Consider the following 21781-nt stretch of genomic DNA (forward strand, 5'->3'; position numbering starts at 1 on the left):
AGGCGCTGCTTCTCGCCTACCTCGCGGCCGTCACCCGCGAGAAGCGAGCTTCCACTGCACCAGAGTAAATGGCGGCCTGGCGTCGTCGTGCGGCTCGAACACCGCCTCGACCTCGGCACCGATCTTCACGTCCTGCGTCGGATCCCCCAGCAGGTTGCCCAGCATGCGCACCTGGCCGGCGTCGGGCAGCTCCACGAGGACCACGATGTAGGGACCATGATCCCTCAGCGCCGGATGCACGGGATGCCAGGGTCGCTCCCAGCTGTAGATGCGGCCCTTGCCCGAGACCTTGTGCCAGCCGAGATCGAAGCCGAGACATTTGTGGCAGATCCATTCCGGTCCCCACTGGAAGGTGCCGCACTTGCGGCAGCGCTGGACCAGGAGCTCGCCACGCCGCGTTCCCTCCCAGTAGGGCTTGTCGAGCCCGTCATTCTCCGGCACCGGCGCCGGCAGACCTTTCGGCAGGTAGCTCATAGTGTCGCTCCCGTCCCGAGGATCATGCTGGAGACTGGCGTCACCATGGGTCCGGAGATCACCATCGATACCTCGGCGTCGGGCACCTGCGACGTCGACTGCCGGCGTAGCTGACGCACCGCCTCGAGCTGCAGCTCGAGCCCGTGCATGTAGCACTCGGCGAGATTGCCGCCGGACGTGTTGAGCGGCAACTTGCCCGAGGGCGCGATCAGGTTATCGACCGTCAGGAACTCGTTCGCCTTCTCGGCCGGGAAGAAGCCGTGTTCGATCAGGCTCATTAGCACGCCGCCGGTGAAGTTTTCGTAGCTTTGCACCACGTCGACATCGGCGGGCTTCACACCTGCCATCTCGTAGAGCTGCGGCGCCACGGTAGTGAAGCTCGAGGTGGCGTAGAGCGGCGCGTTGTGGCCGCGCGCGCCGTTGCGATACTCGGAGCCCTGCGCAGCGCCCAGCAGATAGGCCGGTGGCTGGCGGAGATCACGGGCTTCTTCGGCTGGGACGATGACCAGCGCCGCCGCGCCGTCGTTCTCCTGGCAGCAGTCGAACAGGCGCCAGGGCTCTACGATCCAGCGCGAGGAGTCATAGGCCGCCGGCGTCAGAGGCCGACCGTGCATCACCGCTCGCGGATTGGCCTGGGCATGGTGGTAGGAGGCGAGCGCGATCGCACGCTGCGCCGACGGCGCGATGCCGTTCTCGTGCAGGAAGCGCATCGCCCGCATGGCGTAGCGTTGGCCGGGCGACATCACACCGTAGGGCGCGTTGAGGGCGGCCTCGCCTTGAGCGCTACCGCCGGGCGGCGCGGCGCCGAAGCGCTGGAACTGGCCTTGCGCCAGTGCGCGGAAGACCACGACGCAGTTCGCGATCCCGCATGCCACCGCGGCCGCGGCATTGCCCACGGCCGCCGAGCCCCCGCCTCCGCCGCCGCCCCAGTTCATGTTGGAGAAGCGCAGCGCCGGCAGGCCGAGGGCTGCGGCGAGGCGTGACGGATCGTTGCGATCGTTGGAATAGGAAGCGAAGCCGTCGATACGGCGCGGATCGATGCCGGCATCCTCGCACGCGGCCAGGATCGCCTGCAGGGCGAGGGTGAACTCCGAGACCGGCGCCTTGCCGTGCTTGTAGTAGGTGGTCTCGCCGACACCGACGATGGCCACCTTGCCGCGCAGCGTGCGCTTGCCCATCGCCGCGCTGTCAGTTCGCGTGATAGCGCGCCGGGACCTCGATCCCGAGGAAGCGCGCGCAGTTCAGCCCCAGCACCTTGGCGCGCGTGTCGTCGGACAGCTGCCCCATCGTGCGCTCGATCGCCTCGGCCGAATGCGGCCAAGTCCCTTCGTGGTGAGGATAGTCGTTGGCCCACATGAAGTTGCGCGCGAGATCGTGGCGTTCGGCGAGATCGAGGCCGGCCCGATCTTCCTGGAACGAGGAGAAGCCGTGCGCGCGATAGTATTCGCTTGGCAGGTTCTTGAGCTTGGGCCGTACCCAGAAGTGATGCTTCTTGTAGGCCTCGTCCATTGCCTCGAGCAGCCACGGGACCCAGCCGATGCCGGCCTCGATCGTGGCGAAGCGCAACGTCGGGAAGCGCTCCAGCACGCCCGACGCGCAGAGATTGGCGACCGGCTCGATGGTGGGCGACAGCGAATGCGAGACATAGTTCACGACCGCGCCGCCATTGCCGCGCGCCGCCCGCGGGTCGCGTCCCGTCGAGACGTGGAAGGTGATCGGCAGATTGGCCTCGGTGATCGCCGCCCACAGGGGATCGAAGTGCGGCAGGTTGTAGTTCACGTGGTTGCTGTCGTGGCCACCCCAGACCGGCTTGCAGGGCAAGGTCAGGCACTTGAAGCCGAGCCTGGCGAGCCGTTGCACCTCGGCGATCGACCCTTCGAGGTCGCCGCTGGCGAGCGATCCCGCCGGGATCATGCGATTCTGATGGGCGCCGAATTGCTCCCACGCCCAGTCGTTCCAGACCCGGCACTGCGCCATGGCGAACTGCGGATCGGGCGTGGCCCACATGGCGAGGCCCTTGTTGGGGAAGATCAGCTCGACATCGATGCCGTCGCGGTCGTGGTCAGCCAGCCGGCCCAGCGGATCGGCACCGGCCTTGTTGCGCGCCATATCCTCGCCCTCGAGCGTCGACAGACGCAGGCGGTCGGGTCGGTAGCCCTCGCACACGCGCCACTGCACGCCGTCCTTGTCGGTTACCACCCGCGGCAGGCGATCATGGTATTTTTTGTCCATGCGCTCGAACCAGAGGTTGGCCGGCTCGTTGGCATGGCCGTCGGCCGAAACCATGAAGTACTTCTTCACTGCGTCCGGGCGCGCGCTGCGCGGCCAATCTGCGGCACCCGGTGTATCGAGCCGCCACAGGTTCGGCGCATTGACCTCGATCTGGTTCATCGTTTCCTCCTTGCGGCCTATCGCTTCGACGTTTTACTCGCCTCGCTTCAGGTCTGCGGCGAGGACGCCCTCTTGCCGTTCCTCCAGCTCACGTTCGATGCTGCCGAGCACGCGCTGACAGATGTCGAGGTCCGCCGGTGGGACCTTGGCCAACAGCCGACTTTGGATTTCGGTACCGACCTTCGCCACGCGTATCGCGAGATCGCGGCCTGCCGGCGTGAGATAGATGCCGCGCGCGCGCCGGTCGGTCTCGTCCTCACGTCGCTCGATCAGGCGGCGGCGTTCGAGGTTGTCGAGGAGCCGCGCGAGCGACGGCCCTTCGATCGACAGCGCGGTCGCCAGCTCCTTCTGGCGCACACCGCCGCCCAGCCGTCCGACATAGGCGAGCGGGCGCCAGGTCGCCTCGGTCAGGCCATAGGCCCGCAATTCGGCGTCCACCGCCTGGCGCAGCCGCCGCGCGATGCGGGCGACGCTGAAGCCGAAATCGATCTGTCTGGGCCGGCCCATGGCCAGAAAGATAGGATGCTAATCAACTAAATGGCAAGCCGCGCGACTTGCGAGAAAGCCACGGCGGCCGCCTGGCGAACGGGGAGCCTTCGTGAAGGCGGATCAGGCCGCTCTCGAGAGGTCTTCGCCGGCAAGCGCCCGCTCGATCAGGCGCACGACGTTGTCGCGGCCGTAAAGTTTGACGAAGGCGCCCATGCGCGGTCCCTGCTCGCTGCCCAGCAGCACTTCGTAGAGAGTCTTGAACCACTGGCGCAGATCTTCCTTGGCGAAGTGGCGCTTGCCCGCTTCGTAGACCTCGTTCTGGATGAACTCCGCGCTCTCGTTTTCGGGGATCCTGCGCAGCGTTTCGGCGAGGTCGCGCAGCGCTGCACGTTCCTTCTCGGCCGGCAGCCGGAACTTCTTCGTGCTCTTCACGAAGTCCTGATAGTAGGCCACTGCACCTTGCAGCAGGCGATCGAGGTAGGGCGCGTTCTCGGGCGTCGCGCCCGGGACATAGCGGCGCAGGTATTGCCACAGCACGTCTTTGTCGTCGGTGTGCGCGACACTCGCAAGATTGAGCAGCATCGCGAAGCTGACGCCGGCCGCATGATGATCGACCGGCTTGCCATCGTGGATATGCCAGGCCGGGTTGTCGACCGCCTTCTGCGGATCCTCGTCCGGTACCTTCTCGACGAAGGCAAGATAGTCGTCGATGGCACGCGGGATGACGTCGAAATAGAGCCGCTTGGCCCGCCGCGGCGACTGGAACATGTAGAGCGCCAGCGACTCGGGCGGCGCATAGCGCAGCCATTCCTCGACCGAAAGCCCGTTGCCCTTGGACTTGGAGATCTTCCTGCCCTGCTCGTCGAGAAACAGTTCGTAGTTGAACCCTTCCGGCGGCCGGCCGCCGAGGATGCGCACGATCCTGGCCGAGAGCTCGGCCGACGGGATGAGATCCTTGCCGTACATCTCGTAGTCGACGTCGAGCGCGAACCAGCGGCCGGCCCAATCGGCCTTCCACTGCAGCTTGACGTTGCCGCCCGTCACCGGCGTTTCGACGGTCGAGCCGTCCTCGTCGCGATAGACGATCGTGCCGGCGTCGGCGTCGGTCTTGATCACAGGCGCCTGCAGTACGCGGCCGCTCTTGGGTGAGATCGGCAAGAAGATCGAGTAGGTCGTCCGCCGCTCCTCGCCAAGCGTCGGCAGCATGATCTCCTGCACCTCGTCGTAGTGGCGCAGCATGGCAAGCAGCATCTCGTCGAAGCGGCCGGACTTGTACCAGTCGGTGGCCGACTGGAACTCGTACTCGAAGCCGAACGAATCGAGGAAGGCACGCAGGCGGGCGTTGTTGGCGGCGCCAAACGACGAATATTCGTTGCTGAAGGGATCGGGCACAGAGGTGAGCGGCTTGCCGAGATGCTGGGCCAGCATCTCCTTGTTCGGCACGTTGTCGGGCACCTTGCGCAACCCGTCCATATCGTCGGAGAAGCAGAACAGCCGCGTCGGTACGTCGCTCAGCCGCATGAATGCATGGCGCACCATGGTCGTGCGGACCACCTCGCCGAACGTGCCGATATGCGGCAGGCCGGATGGTCCATAGCCGGTCTCGAACAGCACATGACCTTTGGCCGGCGCCTTGCCACCGATGCGGGCAACAAGCTTGCGGGCTTCCTCAAACGGCCACGCGCGCGCGGCCTCGGCGATGGTGCGATCGAACTGTGACATGAAGCGTCGAAACTAGGTGCGGCGGCCATTTGCGTCAATGTGACGACGGCGCCAAAGTGGCCGGCCCGCCATGACAAGAACACCCATAGGTCTCGCATTCGGCGGCCTGTTGGCCATGGCCGCCGGCATCGGCATCGGCCGCTTCGTCTACACCCCCATCCTGCCACCCATGGTCGAGGCGCTGGGCCTCACCAAGAGCCAGGCCGGACTGATCGCGTCGGCGAATTTCATCGGCTATTTCGCCGGCGCGCTGCTGGCGGCCTTGCGCCTGCCGGGGTCGCGCCGCGCCTGGCTCTTCGGCGGGCTGGCCGTGAACGTCGTCTGCCTCGCGGCCATGGCATTCACCGTGTCGCTGAGCGTCTTCCTCCTCTTGCGCCTGGTCGCCGGAATCTCCTCGGCCTTCATCCTGATCTTTGCCTCCGCCCTCGTGCTCGACCGGTTGGCCGCTGTTGGTCGAAGCGCGTTGTCCGCCGTGCATTTCGCCGGCGTCGGCAGCGGAATCGTCGCCTCCGCCTTGCTGGTTGCGACGATGAGCGACTGGCACGTCATGTGGCTGGCGAGCGCGGCGCTGGCGCTTGCAGCCAGCGTTGGGGTGTGGGCAACAGTGCCTGCGGATCCCTCCGGCCCGAGGGCTGCCGCGGCAGGAACACCGAGCAAGCTCAGCGCGCGATTCGCGATGCTGGCGGCCGCCTACGGCCTGTTCGGCTTCGGCTACATCATCACTGCGACCTTCATCGTCGCCATGGTGCGAAGCTCGAAAGAGATCGCGGCGCTCGAACCCTACATCTGGGTCATGTTCGGCCTTGCCGCCGCGCCATCGGTGGCGCTGTGGACGCGCCTTGGTGCGCGGTGGGGCATCCTCGCGACCTACGCGATCGCCGCGATCGTCGAGGCGATCGGCGTCGCCGCGTCGGCCGTCTGGATGACGGAGGCGACGGTGATCCTGTCTGCGATCCTGGTCGGTGGCACGTTCATGGGACTAACGGCGCTTGGCCTGATTGCCGCCCGCGAAGGAGAGGGCGATCCGCGCGGCCGCATTGCGCTCATGACCGCGGCCTTCAGCGCCGGCCAGATCGTGGGCCCCACCTTCGCGGGCTATGTGTATGACGTCACCGGCAGCTTCGCCGGCCCGTCATGGTGCGCAGCCGCCGCGCTGGTGCTGGCGGCGGCACTCTGCCGCCTCGTCAGGCGCTAGAATCGAAGTCCAACAGGGCGCGCCCGTCTATTGCTCTTTCCCCGACCGATCCCCGTAGTCACATTGGGCGGTCTGTTAGAGACTGACCCGGCTCAGACTCTGACCCCGGCCAATACCCTCCATTCAGGACAACCCGAGGCATGCCGTCGAAACATCTCCTCCGGATTCGTCGGCGCCACGGAAGGGGACCAACAGACGTCAGGCGAACATATCCGGCCGCACTTCGGCACTAATTTCGATGATCACGTCGGCCGGCACGTTCGCGCGCCGCGCCGCGATGCGGATGGCCTCTGCACTCGGCGCCTCATAGAGGCAATAGGTCTTCATCTTGTCGGCGCTGAGAAAGGAGAAGAGCCATTTGACTCCCTCCTCGTCGTTGATGCGGTTGACAGCGTCCACACCGTCTTTCGTGAGTTCCAGGCGATCGGCGAAATTTCTCTCGATCAGGTATCGCGGCATGGTGCTCTCCCGTCACTTCGAGACGGCAAGTCTGGCCCTGCGATGCAACAGGCCGCCCATACCCATGCGCTCGGCGGCGGCAATCGCCATGCTACGCAGCTCGGATGCCAGCACGCTATCTCCCTTTCGATCCCGTGCCAACAGCATGCGGGCATACTCGAACCGCGTGTCGGCGAGCCGCGGCCATGCCTTCAACCGCGCGTTCAAGGCGAGCGAAGCCTTGAAATGGGTCTCGGCGCCCTCCCAGTCGGAGATCGCCGCGGCCAGCAATCCCAGATAGTGGCCGCCGGCGCCGCAGCACAGCGTGTGGGGTGGTGCGACAATCGCCACATCGCGATAAGGCAGCAGCAGCTCGTAGAGCTTCTCGGCACGAAGCGAATCCCCGAGCGCGGCGCAGACTTCCGCAAGATAGGTGAGAGTGATCGCACGCTTGGCATCCATCGGAAGGGCGAAGTCCGACTGCGCCATTGCCTCGAAATGGACGCGCGCCTGTTCATGAAAGCCGAGATCGCTGGCGATCAGCATCAGCCCCGGCCTCCAGATCGCCTCCTCGGGCTTTTCGCTGACGAATTGCTTCACGAGCGGCGCGATCTCCGCCAACCGGCCCTGCTCCCGCCGGATGGTGAACATCTGCATCCCGTAGATGCCAGCAACGGACCCAGAGGCGGTGTCCGGGCTTGACGACACCGCCTCCTCCGCCTTTCGCTCCGCCAAGGGATAGTCGCCATGAAGGATGGCCTCCATGGCTTGGGTACACAATGCCTGCCATCGAAAGGTGAGCGACTGCGTGGTGTTGGCCATCTCTGCAAGGCGCCGAACGACCGCCTGGAAATCGTCATGGTCACCCATTTCGAGGAACTTGGAAGCTCCAAGAAGGAAGGCATATAGCACGTCAGCGGCGCCCGCCCCCGCTTCCGCAACTTGGCAAAACTGCCGAAGCAGTTGGCGTTTTTGATCGAACTCCGGTGCCGACGGTGGTGACGGACCCAGGAGCTGGTTATATAAAACCCCATACAGGCTGCGTTGATCGCCGAGGCGTTCCACCATCGACTGCGCCTCGCGCGTGACCGTCGCGGCGCGGTCCTCTTCGCCAACCAGGAGGAGGGCCCTGCCCAGGTGGCCCAGCAGGCGGCACTTCAACACAGCCTCATCGGGCCCGATCGCACGGAGCGCCCCTTCGATCTGTGCAATGCCTTCCTTGCTGTGCAAGCCAACAACTTGCTGTGCGTCGATAAAGCCCATCGCTGCCTCGGCAAATCCCGTCGCCAGGCCATGTCGTCTGGCCCTGTCCAAAGCCTCGCGATAGGTCGACAACGCTTGCGGTTCCGCATTGTGTATTTCGGTTTGGCCGCGCATCAGCAGCAGCGGCAAGGCGCGCGCCGAGCGAACAAGGTCGTCGGCCGGCAGCCGTTCGATGAGATCAAGACCGCGTGACACGTGTGTCCGGGCTTCGGTAAAGGCGCCGCGGTGTACGGCACTCTCCGCGGCCCGCTGCCAGGCCGCAATCGCAGGGTCGACCAGATCGGCTGCCGTGAGGTGCTGGGCGACGACTTCCGGCTGGGCGGCCGCCCATTCCGGGAATCGCTCGACCATGGCCTGGCCGATCGCGGCATGATGCTGGCGGCGTCGCGCCAGCAACAAGGACTGATAGGCGGCGTCCTGGATCAAGGCGTGGCGGAAGCCATACGCCTTTCCGGCAACGCGCGGCAGCCGGACCGGGCGCACGATTTCCGTCGCCACCAACTGGTCGAGCCCGGCATCCAGCGTCTCGTCCCCGAACTCGGTGACAGCACGAAGGAGATCCTGGTTGAACTCGCGACCGATGACGGCGCCGGTCTGGGCGATCTCCCGCGCAGCCGGCTCGAGCCGATCCAGCCGGGCCAGCAGCGAACCCTGCAGCGAGTCCGGAATGGCGATCCCCTGGAAGGGCCCTTCAAGTTCATAGTGGGTCCCCGCGTCGCGCCAGGCATTCTCCTCCAGAACAGTCTTGGTCAATTCCTCGACGAACAACGGCACGCCATCGGTTCGTGACACGATCTGGTCGAGCACGAAGCCCGGAAGCGCCTTACCGCCGGTGATCTGCTCGACCATGGCCTGGCGCTCGCGGCGCGACAGGCGGTCGAGGTTCATCTGAACCAACTGCGGATAGCTCCAGCCGGGCTTGAACTCAGGCCGCGCCGTGATGAGCAGCAGCAGGCGACCCGTGGTCAGCTGCTCCTGCAGCTCGCGAAGCAGATCGAGAGTCGACGGATCGACCCAGTGGGCATCCTCGACGACCATGAAGAGCGTCTGGCGTTGCGCCATCGCGCCGATGGTGGCTGACAGCGCGTCGAGAACCCTTCGTTTGAACATCAGCCCCGAGACTTCCGGTGTCTCGCCGGCGTCCATCGCCGGGAGACCGATCAGGGAGGCCAGCGTCGCTGCGATCTCGAGATCGTCCAGTCCAAGACCAAGCATGGCGGCCTGTAGCTTGGCCTTGGCCGCACCGGCATCGCCCTGCGCTTCGATGCCGAGGCTACGGCAAAGCCAGAGGATGATCGGGGCGAAGGCGCTGTTGCGATGGTGGGACGAGCAGTAGCAGGTGATGGCCTGATGCGGCTCCTGGGCCAGGCCGTCGCGGAAGGCGCGCACGACCCGCGACTTGCCGATGCCAGGCTCGCCGACCAGCAGCACGCACCGCATCTCGCCGTCGCGGGCCTGATCCCAGCGCTGGCGAAGCATGTCGAGCTCGGCGACCCGCCCCACAAGGGGCGTGAGGCCGCGCTGGACTCGGGTGTCGAAGCGGTCGATCGATTCGGAGGGCCCGACGACGCGGAAGATTCGGATCAGCGCCGACACCCCCTTCAGGGCGCTCTGGCCGACATCCTCGAAGGCGAAGAGACCTTCGACGAGCCGCCGGGTGACAGCGCTGACGACAACCGTGTCCGGCTGCGCCTCACCCTGCAAGCGAGCGGCGATGTTCGGCGTTTCGCCGACGATCGCCTCCCGGTCGCGAGCGGAGCCCGCCCCGACATCGCCGACCACGACAAGACCAGTATGGATTCCGATCCGCGTCTGCAGGCGCACCAAATATTGCGCAGCCAGCGTTTGGTTGGTCGCGTGCAGGCGGTTGACGATCCCCAATCCCGCGCGGACAGCGCGCGCAGCGTCGTCCTCGTGCGCATGCGGATAACCGAAATAGACCAGGATGCCGTCGCCGAGATAACGCGCGATGTGGCCGTCCTCGGCGTCGATGGCGGCGGCGCAGCCGGCGTGGAAGGCGCGCAGGACTTCCCGCATATCCTCGGGATCGAGCTGCTCGGACATCGGTGTCGAGCCGACAAGATCGACGAACATCACCGTGATGGAACGCCGCTCGGCCGCGAAGTCGGGTTTTACGCCGTCGACCGCAGCGGTGCGTGGCGGTTCGACCGGGGCCGGTTCAATCGGTTTGAGTCCGGTGATTGCCTTCAGAAGCCGCTTGCGGTCGCCGAGCGACAGCCCCAGCTCCTTGAGGTCTCCGTCCGACAACTCGGGCAAGACGTCCCAGTCTATGCCGTTTTCGGCGAAGCGATCAGCATGGCTGCCCAGACCGATTCCGGACAGCCAGCTCCGCAAGTCCTGCGTCATGGCCCATTCCGCGCCTTCGTCAGGGACCACTATAGCACCTGAGACGCCGCGCCGGACTCAGCCCCAGCGGGGCTGCTCGCCACGTCATCGTGACGTTCATGTTCATGGTTGTCTCCCCGTTCGACTGGTCTGGAACGAAGGAAGCCACACCAACGCAACTTTGCTTATTCTAGTTCGACCGGGACCAACGTATGTGACCAAGTTCACATTACGGCGTCGTTTGTGCCGAGTGCATTCTGGTCGATTTTGACTCTAACGCCGCGCGAGCAAAGTGAGCGCCTCGGTCGCGGCCCGCACGCCCGAGGAATGGGCGCCGGCGAGATCGCCGCCTTCGGTCGCTTCACCGGCGAAGAAGACCCGTCCATCGTGGGGCTGGGCGAGCACGATGCGGTCACGCTCACCAGCCTGGCCGTCGCGTGCGACCGACCACGCGCCGCGGGCAAAGACATCCTGTCCCCACCGCGTCGCGACAGCGCCGACAAAGGCCGGCCGCAACGCCTTGCCGAAGATCTCGGCCAGCGCGGACAGCGCCCAGGCGCCCGCGGCGCTGGGACCGCTGGCCTCGAGCTGGCGGGCCTCGTCATTGTCGGCCAGAACGATCGCACCGTCGCGGCCGGCAGGGCGCGCGATGACCTGCAGTACGCGGCCATGCGGTGTCAGCGCTGTCACGCGCGCATCGGCCGGCGCGTCGACGGCGTGGCGCGAGAAGCCGACCGCGACCTTGTCGTAGAGCGCCATCGGCAGAGCCGCGATCGCGCCGCGTTTGTCCGCCTTCAAGGGCGGCGCGAAGCCGATGACGCCGGCGGCCAGCACACCGACCGGCACGGTCACGATCGCCGCCCGCGCCCGCACGTCACCGCCCGGCGTTACGATGCGCACCAAGGGCGCCGTCGAATCGATGCGCACCGCCCGCGCGCCGGTCTTCACCGGCACATGGGCCGCCCAACGCGCGACCAGGAGGCCGACCCCTTCGGGCACATCCTGCTCCCCTTGGAAGGGCGTTCGCCGGAGAAACTCGGCGAGCGCCACCTGCTCCAGCGCCTCCTTGGGAACGAGCGCCTGCCTTGGATCGATGCCCGGCAATAGCTTGTGCACCTCCTCGACCTTCTTGGCCAAGTCGGCGGAAATCTTCTCGTAATGCGCATATTCGTCCCGGCTGAGCTCCTTGCCGTTCACCAGGATCGCGCCTGCGAGCGGCGGCGGGGCGGCCCTGGCGCCAAGCTCGCGCGCCAGCGAACTGCCCGGCATCAGACCGGCCGCCCCCATGTCGAAGGGAAAGCCGAGCGAGGTGTCGGTCACGACGCGGCCGCCGATGCGGTCGCGGGCCTCCACGACGAGCACGCGCTTGCCTTTGGCCATCAGGGTCTTGGCTGCCGACAGGCCGGCCATGCCGGCGCCGACGATTGCGACATCGAGATCGGCAGCCTCAGCCGGAACGGCGAGGCTCGCGCCCGCAGCAGAAAGGAAGAGTCGACGGCGAAGCCTCATTGTCGCGCAATTGTATGCTATCGGGGCTGTTGATGGCGCCTCCCTCTTCCTGGCCAGCTCTAATCGCGACCGCGCGTGGCGCCTTGTGGTTGTCGGCAGACGGCGAAATCGAGAGCATCGCGGCGCACGTGGTCGGGTCGCGCGCAGCGGGTTCGTTTCCGCTGGTATGCCATGCGTCGGCGGCGGCAGCGCGGCTGGGGCTCGAGTCGCTCGCCGCACGGGACCTGCTGGAACTCTTTGCCTTCGTGCGGCCGGCGACATTCTGCCTGCCGACGGTGCGCGGGCTCTGCGAGGCGCTCGACCTGCCTGCGCCCGCGACACCGGAAGCCGAACTGGCGCGTCTGCCCGATGCGGCACGCGCGCTCCTCGACGAACTCGAGTATATGGCCGCGCTGGCCTCGGCCGAGTTCAAGGACATCGCGCTCGTCATGGCGCGCGGCGGCTGGCCGTGGGGCAAAGAGGTGCTGCTCGCCTTGGGCATCGATGCCGATCCACCGAAGAAGCCGCGGCTCGGTGCAGGGCTCGACGTCTGGAAGAACCTGCCTGCCTGGGAAGATCCGCCACCGGCGACACCGCCCGGTTCGCAGCCGATCGAGCCGCGCGCCGCGCGGCTGCGGCTGGCGCAGCTCGTGGCGGCCGGCCCCAACCTTGCCGAGGCGCGGCCGACGCAGAGCGACTACGCCTCGGCGGCGTCGGAAGCCTTCGCGCCGCGCGAGGAAGAGGACAACCCCAGGGTGGTGCTGGTGGAAGCCGGCACAGGCGTCGGCAAGACGCTGGGCTATATCGCTCCCGCGTCGCTGTGGGCGGAGAAAAACGGCGCACCGGTCTGGATTGCGACCTACACCCGGAACCTGCAGCGTCAGATCGACGGCGAGCTCGACCGGCTGTATCGCGACTCGGCCGAGAAGCGGCGCCGCGTGGTGATCCGCAAGGGTCGTGAGAACTATCTTTGTCTGCTGAACTTCCAGGAAGCCGTCTTGCGCACCGGGCTGGCGCCGGAGAACGCGGTCGGCCTCGGCCTCCTGGCGCGCTGGGCGCTGGCGTCGCGCGACGGCGACATGATCGGCGGCGATCTTCCGGCCTGGTTGCTCGACCTGATCGGCCGCAGCCGCATCACGCGATTGGCCGACCGGCGCGGCGAATGCATCTACTCGGCGTGCGAGCACTACCGGAAGTGCTTCGTCGAGCGCACCATTCGTCGCGCGCGTCAGGCCGATATCGTCATCGCCAACCATGCGCTGGTGATGGTGCAGGCGGCGATGGGTGGCCTGGACGATGCCACGCGGCCGCTGCGTTACGTGTTCGACGAGGGCCATCATCTGTTCGACGCAGCGGATAGCGCGTTCGGCGCACATCTGAGCGGTGTCGAATGCTCCGACCTGCGGCGCTGGATCCTCGGGGCCGAAGGGCGGCGCGGCAGCCGGGCTCGCGGGCTCGAACGGCGTGTCCAGGATCTTCTGGGCGAGAACCAGGAGGCTCAAAGCGCGCTGCGGCATCTGCTCGAGCTCGCGCGCCGCCTGCCCGCACCCAACTGGCAGACGCGCCTCGCCGACGGCACCGTGCTCGGCCCGGCGGAGGAGTTCCTGGCGCTGGTGCGTCGCCAGGTACGGGCGCGGGCCGCGGGCGAGGACCAGGGGTTCGGCCAGGAATGCGACATCCGCCCGCTGAACCCCGGCCTGATCGAGTCGGCCGATGCCCTGGCCGGCCTGTTCGAGCAGATACTGATCCCGGTACGCAAACTGCGCGGCGTGCTGCGCGACAAGCTCGAAGCGGAGGCCGACAAGCTCGATTCAGGCCAGCGCGGGCGCATCGAAGGCGTGGCGCGCTCGCTTGCCAACCGCTGCGAGCTCACGCTCGAGGCGTGGCGTGCGATGCTGCGCGGCCTGCACCGCGACGCCGATCCGGCTTTCGTCGACTGGTTCGCGATCGAGCGCAGCCAGAACCGCGACATCGATGTCGGCATGTACCGCCACTATCTCGATCCCACCGAGCCGTTCGTGAATTCGGTGATCAAGCCGGCGCACGGCGCCGTCATCACCTCGGCGACATTGCGCGATTCGCTCGGCCTGCCCGCTCCAGCCAACGACGAGACGCAAAATGCCCTCGCCGACTGGTTCGCCGCCGAAGCGCGCACCGGCACGCGGCATCTGCCCGCGCCGGCGATGCGAGCGGCGATGGCTTCGCCGTTCGACTATCCCGCCGCCACGCGCGTCGTGATCGTGAAGGACGTGAAGCGCGACGATGCGGAACAGGTGGCGGCGGCCTATCGCGAACTGTTCCTCGCCGCGGGCGGCGGTGCGCTCGGCCTCTTCACCGCGATCGGCCGCCTGCGCGCCACCCATCAGCGCATTGCGCCGGCGCTGGAGGAGGCGGGCCTGCCGCTCTACGCCCAGCATATCGCCGGCATGGATGCCGCTACCCTGGTCGACATCTTCCGCGCCGAGGAGCAATCCTGCCTGCTCGGCACCGACGCCGTGCGCGACGGCGTCGACGTGCCGGGTCGCTCGCTGCGGCTGATCGTGTTCGACCGCGTGCCCTGGCCCCGCCCCGACATCCTGCATCGCGCCCGCAAGGCGTCGTGGAAAGCGGCCGGTGCCGGCGCCAATGCCTATGACGACATGTTGGCGCGGCTGCGCCTCAAGCAGGCCTACGGCCGCCTGATCCGACGCGCCGACGACCGCGGCATGTTCGTCATGCTCGATTCGCGCCTGCCCTCGCGCCTGCTCGGCGCCTTCCCGCCCGGCGTCGGCATCGAACGTGTCGGCATCGCCGAGGCGATCGAGTCGGCGCGCAGATTTTTGCGCGACCGATAGGGTCATTTCACCTGATGCAGGGGATGTGCGATTCGGACGAAAGTCTGTAGGATCGCATCCAACCAGAGCTCAGGGAGACACGTTCAGCATGCGCAGGTTCCTCGTGAAGCGCCGTCGCGCACTCGCCCTTTCCGGCAGCGTACTGGCGGCGCCGATGATTGCCTCCGGCATTGCCCGCGCCGCCGGCGACTGGCCGAACAAGCTCGTGCGCTACATCAACGTCTTTCCTCCCGGCGGGCCGACCGACACCTTGAGCCGCATCGTCTGCAACCAGCTGTCCGAGCTGACAAGCGTGCAGTTCGTCGTCGAGAACAAGAGCGGTTCGGGCGGCAATGTAGGCACCGAGGCGATCGCGACGGCGCCGCCGGACGGCTACACGATCGGGCTCTACACCATCGCCTCGCAGTCGATCGCGCCGACGCTCTACGCCAAGCTGCCCTTCAACGTCGAGAAGGACTTCACCGCCATCGCCATGATGTGGTCGGTGTGCAACATGCTGATGACCAGGCTCGATCTGCCCGCCAAGTCGGTGCCCGAGCTGATCGCGCTGATCAAGGACAGTCCGGGCAAGTATTCGTTCGCCTCGTCCGGCGCCGGCACCACGCCGCACATCACCGGCGAGATCTTCAAGCAGCTCGCCCATCTCAACCTGCTGCACGTACCTTATCGCGGCAGCGCGCCGGCGCAGCAGGATCTGCTCGCGGGGCAGGTCGACATGATGTTCGATAACATCCCGGGCCCGCTCACCCTGATGCGCGGCGGCAAGGTGCGTGGGCTGGCGGTGACGTCGCTCGAGCGCCACCCTGCAGTGCCCGATCTGCCGACCATGGCCGAATTCCTGCCCGGCTTCGAGATCACCTCGTGGGGCGGCATCTGCGGTCCGGCCGGCCTGCCGCCGGCGATGGTGGAGAAGTGCGCCGACCTGACCAAGAAAGCGCTCGAAAGCGCGGCCGTGAAAGCGGCCTTCGAGAAGCAGGGCGCGGTTGCCTTCTGGATGAGCCCGGCCGACACCGCCGCCTATCGCGCCGCCGACGAAAAGCGGCTCGCACCCGTCATCAAGGCGTCGGGCGCGAAGGTCGAGTGACCGGCACGGTTTCGCTTCCGGCATGAGCGAGACCCGCCCCTCGATGCGCCGGCGGAAAAGCTGTGGGCAGCCTTCCTCCGGGCAGGGACGCACATGGTCGTGACGTTCGAACCAGCGGCTGGCGGGACCGGGATTGCGACTCGCTGCACCGATCTGCCACCCGGGACAACGATGCCAGCACGCGCCTTTCGTCGGAGAGCTCGCACAACGAGCCGTCCAAGCCCCCTAAAGGCCGCGCTTGACATATTCCGAATCTTGGTTCATTCCTTCAATAAAGAATTGAACCAAGGTTCATTCCATGGCCTACCGGCGAACCGAGCGGGTGCAGGAGCAGTTGCAGGACAAGCGGAACCGCATCCTGCAGGCGGTGCGCGCGGTAGTGGCCGAAGTCGGGTTCCGGGGCGCCCAGGTCGCCACGGTGGCCGAGGCGGCCGCGGTCGCAACTGGGACGGTCTATAGCCACTTCCCATCCAAGGGCGAGCTATTCGCCGAGGCGCTGGCGCTGAATGCCGGCCACGAGGTCGAGGTAGTGGCCGCGGTGGCACGAAGCGATGGCTCCGCGGCGGCGCGACTCGCCGATGCACTGCGCGTCTTTGCGCTGCGCGCTGTGCGGGCGCAGCGCCTCGCCTACGCCATGATCGCCGAGCCGGCCGAGCCGGAAGTCGATGCCGCACGTCTCATCTATCGCCGCGCCTTCGCGGACGTCTTCGAGACGCTGATCGAGGATGGCGTCAGGAATGGCGAATTCCCGCCCCAGAATGCGCGCGCCGCGGCCGCCTGCGTGATCGGCGCGCTGATCGAGGCGCTGATCGGCCCGCTGGCGCCCGAAGCCAAGCCGCAGAAGGGCGATGCGCCGACCACCAAGGCACTGGTCGATGCGATCGTGGCCTTCTGCCTGCAGGCCGTCTCGGCGCGACCCTTCCCGCATCCCCTTCTTCGCTCCGTGGAGTCCCAGCCATGACGATGCTCGACACCAGCGACGTTGCCGTTGCGTCCAAGGCGCCGTGGCACGATCTGTTCGAACGCCTGCTCGCCGAGCTCGACCGGCGCGCGACTCCGGCAGGCCATCGCGACAGCGCGGTCGAGATGGCGAGCCTCGATCCCGCGATCTATCGCGATGCCGCGCACTTCGAACGCGAGCGTGCGCGGCTGTTCCGGCGCCTGCCGCTCTGCCTCGGCCATATCGACCAGCTCGAGCCCGGCAGCGTGCTGGCGCGCGAGATCTGCGGCGTTCCCGTGCTGCTGTCTCGTGCCCGCGACGGCGAAGTACGCGCCTTCCTGAATGTCTGCCGCCACCGCGGCGCACGCGTCCTGACCGAACAGGACGTGGTGTGCCACCGGCAGAGCCTCGTCTGCCCCTATCACAACTGGACCTATCGGCTCGACGGCTGCCTCGCGGGCGTGCCGCGCGCGGACGCCTTTCCGGGCCTGGACAAGGCGCGGCGCGGCTTGCGCGCGCTGCCCTCAGCGGTGCGGCATGGGCTGATCTTCGCCGTGCTCGATCCCGACGCCGGACCGATCGACATCGCAAGCTATCTGGGCGGCCTCGACGAGGACCTCGAAGCGATCGGCATGGGTCGGCACCGCTTCTATCGCCAGCATGCGGTGACGCGCGCCACCAACTGGAAGCTGATCGTCGACGCCTTCCTCGAGGTCTATCACGTGACCCGCCTGCATGCCGGCACGATCGGATCGTTCTTCCACGACTCGGTCTCGGCCGCCGAGCCGGTCGGCCGGCATCTGCGCTACCTGGTGGCGCGGGAGACGACCGGCGAGATCCGCACCCTGCCCGCCGAGTGCTGGAGCCCGCAGCGCCATGCCACGATGGTGCATCTCGTCTTTCCCAATTCGGTGATCGTCTACCATCCCGACTATATCAGTCATCTCGGCATGTTCCCGACCGCCGCCGACGAGACGCTGTTCGTGCACACCATGCTGACGCCCGACAGGCCCGCCGACGAAAAGGCCGAGACGCACTGGGCGCGCTCCTTCGAGCTGATGGACACCGCCGTCTTCAACGGCGAGGACCTCGCCGTGTGCGAGCAGATCCAGCGCGGCCTCTCGAGCGGTGCCAACGACCGCCTGCTCCTCGGCCATCTCGAACGGAACCTGCGGTGGTTTCATGGGAATTTGGCGGAGGTGGCGGGGTAGATTGCCGCTTACTCCCTGTTGCCTTCCTCGCTTGCCCATACAGGAACCGGCGGTCCAATTCGGCGTGGTGCCGCCCTCCGGCCGAAGCATTGAGCAATCGTCGGCGTCGGAGTTCTTTGCAGCGGGCACGACAGGGCCAGACTCCGGCACGCAAAAGGCCTAGGGTGGGCAGCACGGATGTCGGCCGACGGCCGGCGACCTCTGGCGGCGGCAGGACGGTCGCCTCGACCGATCGAGGCGTGAATGGCGTCTGCCGCGTCACAGGGGACATAGGGGGCATATGGAACGCGACTCTGGTCGCGCCTGATTTTCAGCGGAGGAAGATGACATGGCTGCGAAGGAACTGCGTTTCGGCGACGACGCCCGCGCCCGCATGCTGCGCGGCGTCGATACCCTGGCCGATTCGGTAAAGGTCACGCTCGGGCCGAAGGGTCGCAACGTCCTGCTCGACAAGTCATTCGGCTCGCCGCGCATGACCAAGGACGGCGTCACGGTGGCCAAGGAGATCGAACTCAGCGACAAGTTCGAGAACATGGGCGCGCAGCTCGTGCGCGAGGTCGCGACCCGCACCTCCGACACCGCCGGCGACGGCACCACCACGGCGACCGTGCTCGCCCAGGCAATCGCGCGCGAGGGCGCGAAGTCGGTCGCCGCCGGCATGAACCCGATGGACCTCAAGCGCGGAATCGACGCCGCCGCCGAGTGGGTCGTCGATGAGCTGAAGGCGCGCTCGCGCAAGGTCTCGACCCGTGAGGAGATTGCCCAGGTGGGGACGGTGTCGGCCAACGGCGACAAGTCGATCGGCGACATGATCGCCAAGGCGATGGACAAGGTCGGCTCCGAGGGCGTGATCACCGTCGAGGAGGCGAAGAGCCTCGAGACCGAACTCGACGTGGTCGAGGGCATGCAGTTCGATCGCGGCTACCTCTCGCCCTATTTCATCACCAACGCCGAGAAAATGATCTGCGAGCTCGAAGGGCCGTACGTGCTGATCCACGAGAAAAAACTCTCGGGCCTGCAGCCGCTCCTGCCGCTGCTCGAGCTGGTGGCGCAGTCGGGCCGGCCCCTCCTGATCATCGCCGAGGAGATCGAGGGCGAGGCGCTCGCGACCCTGGTCGTGAACAAGCTGCGCGGCGGCCTCAAGGTCGCGGCCGTCAAGGCGCCAGGCTTCGGCGACCGGCGCAAGGCGATGCTCGAGGATCTCGCCATCCTGACGGCGGGCCAGTTGATCAGCGAGGAACTCGGCATCAAGCTCGAGACGGTGACGCTCGACATGCTGGGCAATGCGCGACGCGTGCGCATCGACAAGGACAACACCACGATCATCGACGGTGCCGGCAAGAAGAAGGACATCCAGGCGCGCACGGCGCAGATCAAGGCGCAGATCGAGGAAACGACATCCGACTACGACCGCGAGAAGCTGCAGGAGCGGCTGGCCAAGCTTGCGGGCGGTGTCGCAATCATCAAGGTGGGCGGCGCCACCGAGACCGAGGTCAAGGAGCGGCGTGACCGTGTCGAGGACGCCATGCATGCGACCAAGGCCGCGGTCGAGGAAGGCGTGGTCGTAGGCGGCGGTGCGGCGCTGCTCTATGCCACCCGCGTCCTGGCGGGCCGGCGCGGCGCCAACCACGACCAGCAGGTGGGCATCGATATCGTACGACGCGCCCTGCAGGCGCCACTGCGCCAGATCGCCGAGAATGCCGGCTTCGACGGCGCGGTGGTAGCCGGCCGCCTGCTCGACCAGAAGGACCCCCACCTCGGCTTCAACGCCCAGAAGGCGGAGTATGTCGATATGATCAAGGCTGGCGTCATCGACCCGACCAAAGTCGTGCGCACGGCGCTGGAAGGTGCGGTGTCGGTGGCAGGACTACTGATCACGACCGAGGCGATGATCGGTGAACGGCCGGAGCCGCCGGCACCCGCAGCGGCCCCGGGCGGCATGCCGGGCATGGGAGGCATGGGGTTCTAGGTGCTGGAGGCTACACGGCTCTTTGCCGGGGAGACGCCGCCTTGGCCGGCGGTTCGCCTCACGACCATCAGTAGCTGTTGTAGACCTTCTGGCGCTGGGCTTCGACACTGGTCGAGACGCTGCCGTTGTTGGCGGTGGCGTCGGCGGCGGTGCCGTTGGTGCCGTAGCGGGCGCTGTAGGAGTGGGTGCGGCTCTATCCCTGTGCGCACGCGCCGAGCGAGGCCGCGAGGCCAATGCCCGCGGCGACCAGCAGCGAAATCTTCGTCATGACCGGTTCTCCTCGGGGTCAGGCACGATTAACGCCTGCCCATTCGAGGATGTTGCGCGGCCGGCCTAACGTCAGCCGGAGACTTTCGTCGGTTCCAGCAGGACCCGCAGCCGCTCGGCCAGGCTCGGGATGCCGCCCATCTTGTCCATGAAATCGACGGCGCCGCCCTTGAGCGCCATGTCCTTCAGGCCGGCCGTGGAATGGCCGGTCAGAAACACGACCGGCAGCCAGTTGCCCGCGCGACGCACGTGGGCCAGCACGTCGATGCCCATCATCGCCGGCATGAACCAGTCGAGCACGATCACGTCGGCCCTCATGCCGCGCGCGAAGGCCGCGAGCATGTCGGCGCCGTCGGCAAAGCTCTGGACCGAAAAGCCGAGATCTTCCAGTTCGCCCGAGGCAGCCTCGCGGAAGTCGTCGTCATCGTCGACCAACACCAGGCTGATCGGACGTCGGCGGCTGGTCGGAGCGTGCCCAAGGCTGTTCACGATCTGCGACGACCCCATGGAATTCATCATGCGGCTGAGTTACCCCCTTCAACGAGAGTCTGCGCTCTCTTGGTCAGCACGGACGCCTCTTTCCAAAGATATCTTCAGCGATTGAGCAAAGGGAAGGTGCGGCGCAAATTTGTCACAATCGCACTGCAGCGAAGCCTTTGCCGCCATTGCTATTTGCAGTGGCTTCATGCTCCACCGCCGGCTGTAGGTAGCACCGGGCATCATTTTTCACTTTAAGAATGCCAGATAATTTGTTTAAGTACCTCTTGGGGGCGGGGCTCTTCCGTAGGGGTACGGAACTCTCCGCTAGTGTGTGGAGAGACTCAGAAATGCTTGATATCGCGGGCAATCGTGCGCCTGAGCGCATGGATGCAGGGCCGGTGGCACACGTCACCGCCAAACCAATCCGACTGATCCTGGTGGATGACGACGTCGATTTTCGCGACGCCGCCTCTGCCGAGCTCGAGGATCTCGGCTTTGCCGTGACGAGCTTTGCCGACGGCTGGCGGCTCCTGTCCGAGATCGCCAACGGCATCGCCGGCGACGTGATCGTGCTCGACTGGATGATGCCGGCCATGCCCGGGCTCGATCTGCTGAAGCGGCTGCGCGATGCCGGTGTCGGGTTGCCGGTCGTCTTCCTCACCGGCCGGTCAACGCCCTCACTCGAGGGCGAGGCGCTGGACCACGGCGCGCTCGACTTCGTCGACAAGACGCGTGGCCTGCCGATCCTGGCCAGGCGGGTGCGCAAGATTCTCGACGCCGCGCAGAAGCCGGTCGCCGAGACCGAGGAGATCCAGCAGCGCGGCCCGCTCCTCCTGAACGGCGGCACCAGCCGTGCGTTCTGGAACGGCGCGGAGCTCGATCTCACGCTGATGGAGTTCCGGGTCGTCCGCCTGTTGGCGACCAGCGCCGGCGATTTCGTGAGCTATCGCGCGGTGTACGACGTCGTTCACCACACCGGCTTCGTCGCCGGCAACGGCGAGAACGGCTATCGCAGCAACGTCCGCTCGATCATCAAGCGGATCCGGGCGAAAATCCGCGCCGTCGATCCGACCTTCGACCGGATAGAGAACTATCCCTCCTTCGGCTATCGCTGGGAGGAGGACCGCCCGCAGGAAGCGCCAGGCGCTGTCGCGGCCGCTCACGCCCGATAAGCAAGAAAAAGCGGCAGG

The 21781-nt window shown here is 66.7% G+C and carries 16 protein-coding genes; 7 read left to right on the forward strand and 9 right to left on the reverse strand.

Translation table 11 applies throughout. The features are described from left to right. Positions 1-30: 30 nt before the first annotated feature. The 5 genes from VH499_RS08290 to VH499_RS08310 form a co-directional block, all read right to left on the reverse strand. Entirely contained in the window at positions 31-474 is a 444-nt protein-coding gene (locus tag VH499_RS08290; protein WP_332052236.1) for a Zn-ribbon domain-containing OB-fold protein, read from the reverse strand. Then, complete coding sequence (locus VH499_RS08295; RefSeq protein ID WP_332052237.1) at positions 471-1652, reverse strand: thiolase C-terminal domain-containing protein; 1182 nt, start codon at positions 1650-1652, stop codon at positions 471-473. The genes VH499_RS08290 and VH499_RS08295 overlap by 4 nt, the downstream gene beginning before the upstream one ends. A gap of 10 nt (positions 1653-1662) precedes the next feature. Continuing rightward, positions 1663-2865 carry an amidohydrolase family protein gene (locus tag VH499_RS08300; protein WP_332052238.1) on the reverse strand — a complete coding sequence of 401 codons (1203 nt, stop codon included), beginning with the start codon at positions 2863-2865 and terminating at the stop codon, positions 1663-1665. Positions 2866-2898: 33 nt separating this feature from the next. After that, positions 2899-3372, reverse strand: coding sequence for a MarR family winged helix-turn-helix transcriptional regulator (locus VH499_RS08305; protein WP_332052239.1), 474 nt, complete (start codon positions 3370-3372; stop codon positions 2899-2901). A gap of 102 nt (positions 3373-3474) precedes the next feature. Then, on the reverse strand, positions 3475-5076 hold the full coding sequence (locus VH499_RS08310) for a lysine--tRNA ligase (protein ID WP_332052240.1): 1602 nt from the start codon (positions 5074-5076) through the stop codon (positions 3475-3477). A gap of 70 nt (positions 5077-5146) precedes the next feature. On the opposite strand from VH499_RS08310, the gene VH499_RS08315 reads away from it, so the two are divergent. Further along, positions 5147-6271: a YbfB/YjiJ family MFS transporter gene (locus tag VH499_RS08315; protein ID WP_332052241.1), complete on the forward strand. Its 1125-nt coding sequence runs from the start codon at positions 5147-5149 to the stop codon at positions 6269-6271. A 198-nt stretch (positions 6272-6469) separates the two neighbouring features. Here VH499_RS08315 and VH499_RS08320 read toward each other — a convergent pair whose 3' ends face one another. From VH499_RS08320 to VH499_RS08330, 3 genes are all read right to left on the reverse strand, one after another. Beyond that, complete coding sequence (locus tag VH499_RS08320) at positions 6470-6730, reverse strand: DUF4242 domain-containing protein (RefSeq protein WP_332052242.1); 261 nt, start codon at positions 6728-6730, stop codon at positions 6470-6472. Between the two features lie 12 nt (positions 6731-6742). After that, the gene (locus tag VH499_RS08325; RefSeq protein ID WP_414709761.1) at positions 6743-10339 is read right to left on the reverse strand and encodes an ATP-binding protein; all 3597 of its coding nucleotides are present in this window, start codon (positions 10337-10339) and stop codon (positions 6743-6745) included. 252 nt (positions 10340-10591) lie between these two features. Then, the gene (locus VH499_RS08330) at positions 10592-11827 is read right to left on the reverse strand and encodes an NAD(P)/FAD-dependent oxidoreductase (protein WP_332052243.1); all 1236 of its coding nucleotides are present in this window, start codon (positions 11825-11827) and stop codon (positions 10592-10594) included. Positions 11828-11910: 83 nt separating this feature from the next. Here VH499_RS08330 and VH499_RS08335 point away from each other — a divergent pair, with 83 nt between their 5' ends. From VH499_RS08335 to groL, 5 genes are all read left to right on the forward strand, one after another. After that, the gene (locus VH499_RS08335; protein WP_332052244.1) at positions 11911-14640 is read left to right on the forward strand and encodes an ATP-dependent DNA helicase; all 2730 of its coding nucleotides are present in this window, start codon (positions 11911-11913) and stop codon (positions 14638-14640) included. Positions 14641-14728: 88 nt separating this feature from the next. Continuing rightward, positions 14729-15724, forward strand: coding sequence for a tripartite tricarboxylate transporter substrate binding protein (locus tag VH499_RS08340; protein ID WP_332052245.1), 996 nt, complete (start codon positions 14729-14731; stop codon positions 15722-15724). A gap of 298 nt (positions 15725-16022) precedes the next feature. Further along, positions 16023-16685, forward strand: a complete 663-nt coding sequence (locus tag VH499_RS08345) for a TetR/AcrR family transcriptional regulator (protein WP_332052246.1) — start codon at positions 16023-16025, stop codon at positions 16683-16685. Further along, complete coding sequence (locus tag VH499_RS08350; RefSeq protein ID WP_332052247.1) at positions 16682-17875, forward strand: aromatic ring-hydroxylating dioxygenase subunit alpha; 1194 nt, start codon at positions 16682-16684, stop codon at positions 17873-17875. The genes VH499_RS08345 and VH499_RS08350 overlap by 4 nt, the downstream gene beginning before the upstream one ends. A 328-nt stretch (positions 17876-18203) precedes the next feature. Then, positions 18204-19844 (forward strand): chaperonin GroEL, encoded by a 1641-nt coding sequence (groL, locus tag VH499_RS08355; RefSeq protein WP_332052248.1) that lies wholly within the window; start codon positions 18204-18206, stop codon positions 19842-19844. A 339-nt stretch (positions 19845-20183) separates the two neighbouring features. Here groL and VH499_RS08360 read toward each other — a convergent pair whose 3' ends face one another. Beyond that, positions 20184-20630: a response regulator gene (locus VH499_RS08360; RefSeq protein WP_332052249.1), complete on the reverse strand. Its 447-nt coding sequence runs from the start codon at positions 20628-20630 to the stop codon at positions 20184-20186. Positions 20631-20938: 308 nt separating this feature from the next. Between VH499_RS08360 and VH499_RS08365 the strand changes: the two genes are divergently transcribed. Further along, positions 20939-21763 carry a response regulator transcription factor gene (locus VH499_RS08365; RefSeq protein WP_332052250.1) on the forward strand — a complete coding sequence of 275 codons (825 nt, stop codon included), beginning with the start codon at positions 20939-20941 and terminating at the stop codon, positions 21761-21763. Positions 21764-21781: the final 18 nt, after the last annotated feature.

This window comes from Reyranella sp. (assembly GCF_036558665.1).
Classification (GTDB): Bacteria; Pseudomonadota; Alphaproteobacteria; order Reyranellales; family Reyranellaceae; genus Reyranella.

Bases quoted from the DNA above. Each gene is read 5' to 3' on its own strand.
- VH499_RS08295 (WP_332052237.1), bottom strand. From the start codon at position 1,652: ATGGGCAAGCGCACGCTGCGCGGCAAGGTGGCCATCGTCGGTGTCGGC.
- VH499_RS08325 (WP_414709761.1), bottom strand. From the start codon at position 10,339: ATGACGCAGGACTTGCGGAGCTGGCTGTCCGGAATCGGTCTGGGCAGC.
- VH499_RS08315 (WP_332052241.1), top strand. From the start codon at position 5,147: ATGACAAGAACACCCATAGGTCTCGCATTCGGCGGCCTGTTGGCCATG.
- VH499_RS08320 (WP_332052242.1), bottom strand. From the start codon at position 6,730: ATGCCGCGATACCTGATCGAGAGAAATTTCGCCGATCGCCTGGAACTC.
- VH499_RS08310 (WP_332052240.1), bottom strand. From the start codon at position 5,076: ATGTCACAGTTCGATCGCACCATCGCCGAGGCCGCGCGCGCGTGGCCG.
- VH499_RS08305 (WP_332052239.1), bottom strand. From the start codon at position 3,372: ATGGGCCGGCCCAGACAGATCGATTTCGGCTTCAGCGTCGCCCGCATC.
- VH499_RS08290 (WP_332052236.1), bottom strand. From the start codon at position 474: ATGAGCTACCTGCCGAAAGGTCTGCCGGCGCCGGTGCCGGAGAATGAC.
- VH499_RS08340 (WP_332052245.1), top strand. From the start codon at position 14,729: ATGCGCAGGTTCCTCGTGAAGCGCCGTCGCGCACTCGCCCTTTCCGGC.
- VH499_RS08360 (WP_332052249.1), bottom strand. From the start codon at position 20,630: ATGATGAATTCCATGGGGTCGTCGCAGATCGTGAACAGCCTTGGGCAC.
- VH499_RS08345 (WP_332052246.1), top strand. From the start codon at position 16,023: ATGGCCTACCGGCGAACCGAGCGGGTGCAGGAGCAGTTGCAGGACAAG.
- groL (WP_332052248.1), top strand. From the start codon at position 18,204: ATGGCTGCGAAGGAACTGCGTTTCGGCGACGACGCCCGCGCCCGCATG.
- VH499_RS08350 (WP_332052247.1), top strand. From the start codon at position 16,682: ATGACGATGCTCGACACCAGCGACGTTGCCGTTGCGTCCAAGGCGCCG.
- VH499_RS08330 (WP_332052243.1), bottom strand. From the start codon at position 11,827: ATGAGGCTTCGCCGTCGACTCTTCCTTTCTGCTGCGGGCGCGAGCCTC.
- VH499_RS08365 (WP_332052250.1), top strand. From the start codon at position 20,939: ATGCTTGATATCGCGGGCAATCGTGCGCCTGAGCGCATGGATGCAGGG.
- VH499_RS08300 (WP_332052238.1), bottom strand. From the start codon at position 2,865: ATGAACCAGATCGAGGTCAATGCGCCGAACCTGTGGCGGCTCGATACA.